The following is a 12179-nucleotide window of genomic DNA, read 5'->3' on the forward strand; positions in this document are numbered from 1 at the left end:
GGGGGAAGAAACTTACTCAGCACTTTCTTGTCTCAAAACTTTCCCCACTCTCTTGTACAGACGAGATAAATCGCGTCTCCCCACTCAACACTTTTACCGGATGCGGCGTTCAAATAACTCCTTAATTACCAGAGTGAAAGCAGCCAACCCAGCTAGCACCACCGAAGCGGCAAAGGCACTTTGAGAATCGTAATTGCGATAAGCTCCTTCCACATACAAAGTCAAAGTCTGGGTACGGCCAATTAAATTACTAGAAACAACAGCAATAGCACCATACTCTCCCATTGCGCGGGCAGTGGTGAGAATAATTCCATAAAGCAATGCCCAACGAATAGAAGGCAGTGTGACGCGCCAGAAAATCTGCCATTCTTTCGCACCCAAGGTTTTCGCAGCTTCTTCTTCCTGAGTCCCAATTTCTTCCAATACTGGAATTACTTCACGAGCCACAAAGGGCATCCCTCCAAGCATCGTCGCCAAAGCAATGCCAGGGAAAGAAAAGATAATCCTGATATCGAGGAATTGTAGTAAGGGGCCAAGTAGCCCATTGCGTCCATAGAGAGAAACCAGCATTAAACCTGCCACAATGGGTGAAATTGAAAAGGGCAAGTCGATAATACTTAGTAGCAGGGTGCGCCCCCGAAATCGATGGCGGGCAATTACCCAAGCTGCACATAACCCAAAAACGACGTTGAACGGTACAGCTATACCGACCGCCATTGCCGTCAGGCGCAGGGCTTGAGTAAAGTCCCGGCTGGTGAGGGTGGCGAAAAACGGGGCAATACCTTTGCTAAAGGCTCCAATGAACACATAAAGGGTGGGCAGCAGCAAAACTAGTGCTAAATAGGCTGTCACCGCCGCAATCAAGGCAACTTTTCCCCACTCTCCAGCTTGTTTCGGCCTGACCCCACCTGATGCTAGAGACTGGTTAGATTTAACTTCAAGCGGCATAGCGTTGCCTCCAACTTTGTAATACATTCACTGCTAGTAGCAGCACGAGGGAAATCAGCAGCAGCACCGTGCCAATAGCTGTCGCTCCAGCCATGTCGTTTTGTTCGAGGCTCTGGAACACTAAAATGGGTGCAATTAAGTCTTGATAAGGAATATTAGCAGCAATCAAGACCACTGAACCATACTCTCCTACCGCCCTAGCAAAAGCCTGGGTTGTACCGGTGAGGATGGCAGGTACAAGGGGCGGTAGCACCACCCGCCAAAAAGTTTGCCATCGGGAAGCTCCCAGCGACCAGGCCGCCTCTTCGATGTTATAGTCTAGCTCTTGCAATACTGGCTGCACAGTCCGGACAACAAAAGGCACGGAAATAAACACCATTGCCACTGCCACCCCCAACCTAGTAAAAGAAACCCTAATGCCCAGAGGAGTCAGAAATGAACCAATCCAGCCTTGCTCGCTGTAAACTGTGGCGAGGGTGATACCTGCAACTGCTGTGGGTAAGGCAAAGGGCAGGTCAATCACAGCATCTAAAACCCGTTTAAAAGGAAAATCATAGCGCACCAGCACCCAAGCTGTGGCAGTGCCAGCCACGCAGTTAATAGCGGCTGCCAAGAAGGCTGTGCCAAAAGTGATGTTGTAGGTTGAGAGAGCCACGGGGGCAGTAGCCAGCCGCCAGAACTCTTGCGGTGATAGGGTTGCAGCCCGCAGTATCAAGGCAGATACAGGCAACAGTAGGATAATGGAAATATAGGTAATAGTTACCCCCCACGGCAAAGACAAGCGCTTTAGCAAATTTTGGAGCGCGATGGGGAAGGTAGACTGTGTTTTGGAAACTGTCATAGTTCAGGAAAGGGGGCAGGGGGCAGGGGGCAGGGAGCCGGGGAGCGGGGGGGCAGGGAGCCGGGGGGAAGAAACTTACTCAAAACTTTCTTCACTCAAAACTTTCCCCACTCAGCACTCAGCACTTAAGAATCCTAGCGTCGGGCTATATTGGCTTGGATGTCGTCAAAAATTGCGCCGTCGGCAAAGAATTTGGGGCTGACTTGATTCCAACCGCCAAAATCGTCGATGGTGAACAGATTGGAGATTTGGGGATAAGTATCAGCAAATTCCGTCACTACTTCTGGTATTACTGGTCGGAATCCCACTTTGGCGAACTCGCGCTGGGCTTCGGGGGTAAAGAGAAACTGGACAAAGGCTTCTGCTACTTCGCGATTACCTCGCTTATCAACATAGGTATCAACTATCGCTATGGGGTTATCGATGGAAATATTAATTTTGGGAACTACGTAAGGTAGATTCTGCCCCTGCTGTTTAGCTAAAATGACTTCGTTCTCATAGTTAATTAGTGCATCTCCTTGTCTTTGGGCGAAGAATGCATCAGTGGCTTCACGGGCATCTCTTGGTAAAACTGGCACGTTTCTGTAAACCTTAGTTACAAAATCTTTGGCTTGTTCTTCCGTGCCGCCTGTTTTGGTAACATTCCCCCACAAGGCCATGTAATTCCAACGAGCGCCACCGGAGGTTTTGGGATTAGCGGTAATGACGCTGACATCATCACGGGCTAAATCATTCCAGTTTTGAATATTTTTGGGGTTGCCTTCGCGGGTAACAATTACACCTACTGAACGGTGGACAATACCATCACCGTTGGGTGTCTTTTTCTCCCAGCCTGGTTGAATCAGTCCGGCTTCCTGAATTTGCAAAGTGTCTGCTGATAGTGCTAGGGCTACTATGTCGGCATCTAAACCGTCAATCACTGCACGGGTTTGAGAGCCTGAGCCACCATAGCTTTGAGCAAAGTTGACAGTCTGTCCAGTTTTTTCTTCCCACTGTTTAGTGAACAAAGGAATGATGTTTTCATAAGCGGCACGGGTGACGGCGTAGCTCACTAAGGTCAGTTCTTTTGTTTGTGAAGCGCTGCCAGTATTATCAGGAGAAGGAGAGCAGGCAGATATTACTCCAATTAAACTGACTCCTAGCAAAAACAACGAAATAAAGCTTTTTAAAGATGTGCCTTTCCACCGATTCCAATTATTCTGCCACATACCGACCTTATGCTCCTGAATTTAAATCTACTGTTAATCTATCAAGTTATAGTATTTTAGGCTTAGTCCTAGATATTACAGATAATTAGATGAAATAGCAATACATTCACCATATTCTTGATTGAGATTATGGTGATTACGTAGAGTGCTGAGGGCTGAGGGCTGAGTGGGGAGACGTGATAAATCGCGTCTGTACAAGAGAGTGGGGAGAGTGCTGAGTAGAAATTTTTCAATTGTTCGACTTAATCTAGTATTCTGTCAAAAAATAATTGAAGGATATATTTTCTGTAGAGACGGCGATTTATCGCGTCTCTCCAACCGTCAAAATAGTTTTGACAAACTAAACTACTAGTTCTTAGACATTCCAATTGCGGCGGAAGTGAAAAAAGCCTTCGAGAAAGTCTTGTAAAGCAGAATTACTATTTAACTTGTGCTGACCCCACTCTCTGGCTGTATTTTCGATAATCTCTGAAAAACTGGGATAGACAGCAGATAAATTTGCTAACTTTTTAACTGGGATTTTTTGGGACATCGCTAAAGCAATTAAATTAATTAACTCCCCAGCTTCAGCCCCCAGTATTGAACTTCCCAAAATTTCTCCATTGCGTAGAATAATTAATTTACATATACCTGTGGTTTCGTCCCGCAGTTGGGCTGCTGTGACTGATTTATAATATTGTCGCAAAATTAAAACTTCATCTGGTTTAAATTGGCGTTTTGCCTGCGCCTCTGTTAAACCGACTTCAGCTAACCTGGGATGAGAATTTAGCCCCCAAGGAATGCAGCGATAATTGACTGCTAATCTGGGAAAAAACAGGGCATTTTTAACGGCAATTCTAGCTTCATAATTAGCAACATTAGAAAAGTCATAACCACCAATTACATCACCACAGGCGTAAATGCGGTGGTTAGTTGTTTGTAATTTATCATTCACAACTAAGCGACGCTGCCGCCATTTCACGCCCACAGCCGCTAAATTTAGAAACTCAACATTTGGTTGCTGTCCAGTTGCTACTAAAATTTCATCAGTTTCAATTGCCTTATCTCCGGCTTGAACCCACTTTTGACCCTCAATTAGTTTGACTTGAGTAACTGGTTTCTGGGTGAGGACACGCACACCATCAACTTCTAACTGTGCTTGCAGCAGGTGGGATGTCTGTGGGTCAGCGTATGGCAGAATAGATGCAGATTTGACTGCTAAGGTTACATGACATCCCAACCGCGCCAAAGTTTGCGCGATTTCAATATTTTGGGGAACACCGCCAATAATTACCCAATTTTTAGGTAAAGTTGGTTGCTTGAGCGATCGCCAAACATTAGCTAAAGTTAAGTAGTCTGTGGTTTGCAATCCTTCAATTTCTGGAACCGTTGGGACAGAACCACTAGCTAATAAATAGGTACGCCCCCTTAGCAGGCGTTGATTTACTGCAAAGGCTAAATGGGGTGACGATTGAAATTGACCACTGCCAAGAATTACATCGACACCCAGGGCGGCTAAATTGGCGAGTGAGTGCTGTTCTTGGATATTGGAGACAACGCCCTGAGTATACAGATGGGCTTCTTTCCATGTCACGGATACTTGACATTTGTCGGCAGTATCAGCTTGTGTAGGGTGAATTCCCAAACTAGCTACACCATTCATGCTGTGAACAATTTTGCCGATTTCGCTCAAAGCCTGGTGTTGACTAAACCCATAATTTACTTCAGACTCTACTAAAGCCACAGTAGCCTTGAGTTGGGTTGCAAGCAGGGCTGCATAGCGTCCGGCTAAAGTGCCACCAATAATTACTAAATCGTAATCAATTGTCATTGGTCATTGGTCATTGGTCATTGGTCATTGGTCATTAACAATATCAATATGTATCTTCGTTCAACCCTTGTAGAGACGTTGCGTGCAACATCCCTACATTATTTGTGGGATATCAGTCAACCTTCATCAGTTATTGAAGATAAGGCTGTTAATAAACGTTGATTATCTGACTCAGAACGGACGGCTACTCGGAAAAAGCGATCGCCTAATTCTTTAAAACTCAGGCAATCACGGATTAAAATTTGGTGATGCTGGAGTAATTTTTTTTGTAACTGTAAAGTTGATTGTTCTGATTTCACCAGTAAGAAGTTAGCAGCGCCTTCTAGGGGCTGTAAACCTGGAATGGAGGCTAAACCTTGAAAAAGTTGGTTTCGTGCCGGTGCTAACCATTTCCAGGTCAATTCTTGAAACTCTTGGTCTTGGACGGCTGCAATTGCTGCGGCTGCCGCTAAGGTATTTACAGGCCAGGGGTCTCGCCATGATTGCCATAAAGCAAGACGGTCAGGGTGCGCGATCGCATATCCTAATCTCAGTCCTGGTAGACTGTAAAATTTCGTTAGCGATCGCAATACTACTAAATTTGGATATTCCTGCACCACCCCAATTAGACTTTGTTCGGCATCGGGGGGTACAAAATCCATAAACGCCTCATCCACAACCACCAAAGCGTATTCATCCAAATAAGGCAAAATCGCCTCTCGTGAGAATAATCTGCCTGTGGGGTTGTGGGGATTATTCAACAATAATCCAGAACTTACGGCAGGGGGAAGAGGCAGGGGGGCAGGGGGCAGGGGGGGAAGAAACTTCTCCGTCCCATTTTCCATTTCCCAGCTTGCACTGAGCGTAGCCGAAGTGTCCCCAGCGTCTAAAGAAAGGGGAAACTCCAGAATTTTAGCGTTGTATGCCGTGAGTGTACGGTAATAATCGCTAAAGGCTGGAGTAATTAAGGTTGTTGCGGATAATGTTGATAATTCTCTACCTGCTAGAGTAAGTAATTCTGCTGAACCATTGCCCGGCAGAATCCACTCAGAAGATATTTGATGAAAGCGACCTAGAGCTAGTCTTAGGTCACTGTAATCTGGTTCAGGATAGTGTCTAAGATTACCAACTTGAGAATAAATAGCTGCGATCGCACTATCAGGTGGCCCCAATGGACTGATGCTGGCAGAAAAATCCACAATAGCTTCAGGTGGACAGCCAGCTAATGCTGCTGCCCAAACTAAATTTCCGCCGTGAACTGGTTGCCGCATCAATAAGAGGTTCCCTAAAATGTGATCTATTCTTTTACTTCTTTTGGTTCTTTTGGGGGTGCAACCTTTTCTCTAAACAGCTTACCAGCAGAGAAAGCTGGAACCCTGGTGGCAGGGATTTCCATCTTTTCGTTGGTTTTGGGGTTACGACCTTCACGCGCCTTGCGTTCGCGTGATTCAAAAGAGCCAAATCCTACTAGCGTGACTTTATCGCCAGAGGAAACAGCTTCGACAATCGTTTCCAAAGCAGCAGTTAAGACAGCATCGGCTTGTTTTTTGGTAACACTAGCCTTTTCAGACACAGCATCAACTAATTCACCCTTGTTCATATCAAACTCCTTGATGTTTACTTGAGATTCTCTACTGTTACACCCCGTGGCATCTTTAATTAATTCTCCAAACAGAGAATTACAAAAGTCGTCCTTTGGGAGTATTTACATAAAAAATGGCTGTACATCCCATCGGCTCGACTTTTCAATGAATCATTCTAAGGTGTTGTAGCCTGATGTGGATAGATGAAACCATTAATTTATATAGATTTCAGGATTTTTTGTGCTTTTTCAGTGATTTTTTACAACAAATTATACATAAAATTAGAAAAATACTGATAAAATGCCCTAACTGTCAAATTCAAATTTCAAATTTCAAAGTTCAAAAAGAAGAAATCAAATCAGAATTGTCAGCAAAATCAGTAATGAGAAACCGCATCTACACAGACAAGACGCGTAGCGGTTTTCCGGTGGGAAGGCCGCCGACGCGGGTTTAAAATTCTTAATTTTCTCTTAGTGTATGGATGCGACTTCTAATCACCAGGGCTGTTTATCGATTAGGCGCACTCAAACCACGACGCTCAAGCATTTGCCGTACCTCTGGGCTAGGGGTGTAGTTATAGCCATAAGCCGAGTTCTCAGAGTCATCCATAACTTGAGGTGTAAGTAGCACAATCACCTCATTGCGCTGATTCTCTCTGTTTGTTCTTCTAAATAGTGAACCAATTAGAGGAATATCACCCAGAATAGGAATCTTAGAAACAGTTGTGCGATCTGAATCTTGAATAATTCCTGAAAGAATTAACGTTTGACCATCTCGTAGACGAACTACACCAGAATTGAGAGAGCGTTCAGATACTAAAAATATTTGTTGACTACCACCACCACCAACGTTAATACTAGCTGGAGCTACAGGTGCTTTGACTACAGGAGCAACTGAGAGGGAGACAAAACCATTATCGTCAATTCGTTCCACTCTGACCGCTAAAGTTAAACCTACTTGCTCTTTTTCAGCTGAAATTGTTTCTGTAGCCAGATTGGCATCACGAACGATTTCCCTGGTAATGTTACCAACAACTTCCTGTGTCAAGTTCACATTAGCGGTTTGACCTTCTTGCACAATTAAGGTCGGGTCAGTCAAAATCTTCGCATTGCCATTTTGTACCTGAGCCTGTAAATTAGCGAGAAGTCGTTTGGGAAATTGGAATAAACTAGGTAAACCGAAAGTATAGGTATCTGGAGTTGCAGGGGTAGTTTGAGGCACTAACCTAAAGTTAGTAGGTTCACCTGTCACAGGATCAATTGCACTTGGTACAATTTCAAATGTAGTTCTTCCTGGCTGTCCAGGAGTAAAATCTGTGATCCCAGGTTGTGTCGGGTTGCCATTGGGATCTAACGGTGGACTAGCAGATGGCCTGCCAGTTGCTGGGTTGAAAAAACCTTCCCTCAAAAATGGTTCTCCCGTAATCGGATTAGCAATGACTGGCGTATTAGTTACACTATTTCTGGCTTCCGTACTAGTAGCTGGTCTAGAACCACCAAAATTCAATGTAGCAGCACCACCGTCATTGCTAAAGAAGTTATTACCAATCCCAAAGGAAAAACTGGAGTTCTGGTCTTGGGTGTTCAAAAGGTTAACATCGATAATCCTGACGTTAACTGCAACTTGACGACGGCGGATATCAAGCTGACTCATTTGAGCCATTGCCATCTCAACTATCCTGGGTGTGCCAATTAAAGTCAGAGAATTGGTGCGCTCATCTCCTAATGCTTGTAAACCTCTTAGTAACGGCTTTGAATCTGTGAAATTAGCCCGTTGAACTTCTAGTCTAGTTTCTGTGGTTGTCTGTGTTTGGGTGATGGGAGCAGCTCCAGCACCTACAGGTACAGCATTCACACTGGTGACTTGTCGTTCCCGGCTGACGGCTGTTTCAGCCCCCATACCCACCAAGTAGTTGAGGGCAACTCCCACAGTTACCTGATTAAGCCGCAAGCTACGCATTACCACATCGCGGGTGGAATTGGGTAGACTAGCCCCGACAAAAATTGTGCGTCCACTGCGATTAGCTTCTAAACCACTAAGGCGCAAAACGTAGTTAAACACATCTTGCACTGGCTCATTTTCTATATCTAGGGAGATTGTTTGAGAAGTTGCTTGACCTTCAGCAGCAGCACCTCCAGCCGCTTGCTCACCTCCCACATAAGCCAAATTCATCCCAGCCGCACGAGCCAGTAATGATAAAACCTCGCGCACTGGTGCATCTCTTAAAACCAAACGGGGGACACGTTCCTGAGTGCCTAAGTCAATGCTACTGGGAGACGCATCTGTATTAGAAATAGAAATATCTCCTACAGGTGGGGCGACGGCTCTAGGTAAAAAAGGAGGTGCTTGATTTCGAGGTTGACTAGGAGCAGCAGGTGGCGCAGGTCTGCCGTCAATAGAGATTTGTGGGTTAGGAACCAGAACATCTGGAGTCCTTTGGGGTGGGGTAGAAGCAGAGGGTGCTATGGCGGTTGTAGATGGGGTAAAGCTGAGAGTTAATTCATTGGGCTTTCTCACCACAGGTTGATTTGTGGGGATGCTATTACTACCAGTTACTATGACTCGAATACTATTGGCATCAAGTTGCACAACTTCAACTGAGGCAATTCCCGCAGCCGGGTTATCTTGGCGAAAATTATTCCCTTGCGGTAAACGCAATTGAGTATTAATAATATCTGAGACTAAAGCGTTATTTCTTTTCGTTGTAAAAACTTGGGGACGTGACCCTGAAGAAGTTTGCAAAACCACGCTAACCCCTCCATTAACTGGATTGAGCTTCACCCCAGTTACTTGAGCAACTTGGGCTGAGACTGGTTGAGCTGCTATGAACGCAAAAGCAGCAGCACCTAAGATTACACCATTACCGTGAAATTGTTTCACCGTTCATTCCTCACTATATAAAACACCCGGTCACTAATTATTTTTGAGTAGTAGTATTGGTCTTTCCACTCAACACTTTATTTCTTTGTTGCTGTCTGTGTTGCAGCTTCAGCAGCCTTAGCCGCAGCAGCAACTTCCTCTGGATTACGTGGCATTAATGCCTGTATTTCAAAAGATGTAGTAATGGGTGCTGGCCCTACTCTCCTGATTACTTCTTCTCCATCTGATGATTGAGTAGTCGGTTCAGGAGACAATCTGGCTTGATAATCTTTAACTATTAACAAAGGCTGCAAACGCTCAATATTACGCATAATGGATTGCGTTTGTTCAAAAGTTCCCTCAAGTTCGATAGTAATGCTACTGCGTTTCAATTTACCATCGACTATTGGTCCGAGAGAGCCATCATTAATTGGTTCTGATTGCTCTGAAGCCGGGACAAATCTTGTTAGTTTCGCTCTAACTGCATTAGCTGCAACCGGAGAATTAGTAGCCTCAACTAAACGATTAATATCCAGTAATAGGGTATCTAAGGTGTTTTCATTAGCAAACAAACTTAAAACCTGGATATTTTGCCTCTTTGCTTGCGCTAAGTCAGCTTTTACTTGGTCAATTTCTTTAATACTGGCTTTTTTTTGCTCCACTTGGCTTTGCAAATTTTCAGCTTGTCCTTGTTTTTGCTGATAAGTTTCCCATGCTGGCATGACCATGTTGAGCAGCATATATGCTGCTCCAGCAATTCCCAATACACCCACCACAATGCCAATAACTTTGGGTGTAAAAGTAATACCAAAAGCAACCGGGTAGGATGTTTCTGAACTGAATTCCCCACCTTGATCACTAAACTGAAAATCTTGACTCATTGTCATTTTGAAATGACTCCTATTTCTTGGATACTGCGAATTCTAGTTACTAATCCCACTGTGCCTTTTTGCTCTAATTCTCTGATTAACTCAGAAGCTGGAACATCACTTACACTGGATTCAATGGTGTATCTCACTACTTGGGGTAATTTAATTGGCTCACCATTACCAGATTGATTACTACCCGGTGGTAATGGTGCATCTACTAAGGTAGCTGTGGTAATTCTGCTTGTCGATGATGCCAAAAATTTAGATTCTTGCAGAGTTAATAGAAAATCATTGACATCATTAAAAGAACGTGCTATGCCAGTAACTTCCAATGCTCCAGCCCGACTGCTGGCTGTCTGTCCTTGTGCTGCGGTACTGGGTTCAATTTGCTTGACGGTTTCGATTTGTACGGTTGCTGGTATGCGATCGCGCAAATCTTGTAACATAGCAGACCAAGGGCGAATCTGATCAAATACAGTCACTAAACCCTGTGTTTCCGCCTGTACTTGTTTTGTCTGCTCACGGATTTTATTAATATTGCCAATCTCAGCTTCTAACTTCTTGTTTTCTTGGTCTAATTGTGCAATTTCCTGATCTAATTGATTATTTCTCGCCCCTAAGAACCACCAACCAGCCCCAAAGAAAGCTGGTAAACACAGACCAATAGCCAATCCCACATACACTGGTGTAAAATCCCCAGTAGGCAGTTGAAATCGTGGCTTTGTTCCCGGCGTGTTGCTTTGGTAGCCTGAACGATCTTTAAGAAAATTAACATCTAAACTGTACATTCTTTCATACCTCCCGCATTCCAAGACCAAGTATTATCCCTAAGCCAGAACGTTGTGCTAAAGGGTACTTTTCCTCATCAACTTGCAAAGACAAAGCCCCAATGGGATCAATTTGGGTAGTTGGTAAGCCCAATCTTTGAGTCACAAACTCATCTAGTTGTTGCAGTCCGCCTCCTGGACCGGCTAAGAAAATCTGCGCTACTTCCAGATTTTCACTTTGATTTAAGTAAAAATCGATAGAACGGCGCAGTTCATCTGCGAGTTCTCCCAACACTCTCAACAAAGCCGCCATACCGGGATTAACGTCTGTAACCCCAGTTTGTCCGCCATCCATTGGATTGGTGGGAATTACCATTCCCTGTAACAATTCCATGTCTCGTGATGTAGGTAAACTCATAGCCCGACAGAGCGCCATTTGCATTTGATAAGTACCAATAGGAACGCTACGCGAAAATTGTGGCACTCCATTAATTACAATAGCTATCTCTGTACTGTCGAACTCGATGTCAACTAATACAGCCGCTTCTTGCAGTCCGAATTGCCGCAGTTGATCACGAATTGTCCGAATCAGAGCAAAACTGTTAATCTCTAAAATATCGATTTGCAATCCTGCCTGTTCAAAAGTATTAAGATAAGTATCAGTTACCTCCTTACGGGTGGCAACTAATAATACCTGTACTTTCTCAATACCATCCTCATCTACAAAGTACCCAAGTTTTTGATAATCGACATCAGCTTCTTCACGGGGATAGGGTAAATACAACCCTGCTTCATGGTTTAACACCATCTCCCGTAATTCTTTGTCGTCTAACTCAGCTGGTATGGGTATCACACGGACTATAGAATCTCTACCGGGGACACCAGTAGCCACACGAGTAGCTTTGATTTTACTTTCAGCTAGTGCTTGCTGAATTAATTCAGCCATTGTTGAAATGTCAATAATTTGACCATCAACAATTACCCCTTCGGGAACCGGTAACGACGTGAGGGATTCTAATTTCAAGCCTTGGCGCTGCTTGCGTAGCTGAACTACATTCACCCTTTCCGGTGCAAGTTCTATCCCCACTCTTGTATTAGATTTGCCGAACAGATTATTGAAGCTTTTCACCACACTTATGCCTGGTAGACTGCTAAATGAAAAATTTACCTGATACTAAAGAATTTTTTGAGGACACCGCTAGGCGTTCGTCAAAAATCAAAAGTCAAAAATTACCAATCAAAAGGCTTTTATTTGGAAATTTTGAACTTTTTTAAATGAAATGCCTATTTACACTGTGCTGTACTAGGTAACTGA

At 44.2% G+C, this 12179-nt stretch carries 10 protein-coding genes; all 10 read right to left on the minus strand.

Annotated elements, in window-relative coordinates:
* Positions 1-93 precede the first annotated feature (93 nt).
* Positions 94-948, minus strand: a complete 855-nt coding sequence (cysW, locus tag ACM0OW_RS10890; protein WP_414550077.1) for a sulfate ABC transporter permease subunit CysW — start codon at positions 946-948, stop codon at positions 94-96.
* Positions 938-1789, minus strand: a complete 852-nt coding sequence (cysT, locus tag ACM0OW_RS10895) for a sulfate ABC transporter permease subunit CysT (RefSeq protein WP_414550078.1) — start codon at positions 1787-1789, stop codon at positions 938-940. The genes cysW and cysT overlap by 11 nt, the downstream gene beginning before the upstream one ends.
* Positions 1790-1923: 134 nt before the next feature.
* Positions 1924-2997, minus strand: a complete 1074-nt coding sequence (locus ACM0OW_RS10900; RefSeq protein WP_414550079.1) for a sulfate ABC transporter substrate-binding protein — start codon at positions 2995-2997, stop codon at positions 1924-1926.
* Between the two features lie 355 nt (positions 2998-3352).
* The gene (locus ACM0OW_RS10905; protein ID WP_414550080.1) at positions 3353-4807 is read right to left on the minus strand and encodes a dihydrolipoyl dehydrogenase family protein; all 1455 of its coding nucleotides are present in this window, start codon (positions 4805-4807) and stop codon (positions 3353-3355) included.
* Between the two features lie 116 nt (positions 4808-4923).
* Positions 4924-6057: a threonine-phosphate decarboxylase CobD gene (gene cobD, locus ACM0OW_RS10910; protein WP_414550081.1), complete on the minus strand. Its 1134-nt coding sequence runs from the start codon at positions 6055-6057 to the stop codon at positions 4924-4926.
* Between the two features lie 26 nt (positions 6058-6083).
* The gene (locus tag ACM0OW_RS10915; RefSeq protein WP_414550082.1) at positions 6084-6386 is read right to left on the minus strand and encodes an HU family DNA-binding protein; all 303 of its coding nucleotides are present in this window, start codon (positions 6384-6386) and stop codon (positions 6084-6086) included.
* Between the two features lie 490 nt (positions 6387-6876).
* Positions 6877-9249, minus strand: a complete 2373-nt coding sequence (locus ACM0OW_RS10920; RefSeq protein ID WP_414550083.1) for an AMIN domain-containing protein — start codon at positions 9247-9249, stop codon at positions 6877-6879.
* Between the two features lie 77 nt (positions 9250-9326).
* Positions 9327-10115: a pilus assembly protein PilO gene (locus ACM0OW_RS10925; protein ID WP_414550084.1), complete on the minus strand. Its 789-nt coding sequence runs from the start codon at positions 10113-10115 to the stop codon at positions 9327-9329.
* On the minus strand, positions 10112-10885 hold the full coding sequence (locus tag ACM0OW_RS10930) for a PilN domain-containing protein (protein ID WP_414550085.1): 774 nt from the start codon (positions 10883-10885) through the stop codon (positions 10112-10114). Before ACM0OW_RS10930 ends, ACM0OW_RS10925 begins: the two co-directional genes overlap by 4 nt.
* 4 nt (positions 10886-10889) lie before the next feature.
* The gene (pilM, locus tag ACM0OW_RS10935; protein WP_414550086.1) at positions 10890-11996 is read right to left on the minus strand and encodes a type IV pilus assembly protein PilM; all 1107 of its coding nucleotides are present in this window, start codon (positions 11994-11996) and stop codon (positions 10890-10892) included.
* Between the last annotated feature and the right edge of the window lie 183 nt (positions 11997-12179).

The organism is Anabaena sp. CCY 0017, assembly GCF_963920885.1.
Classification (GTDB): domain Bacteria; phylum Cyanobacteriota; class Cyanobacteriia; order Cyanobacteriales; family Nostocaceae; genus Nodularia.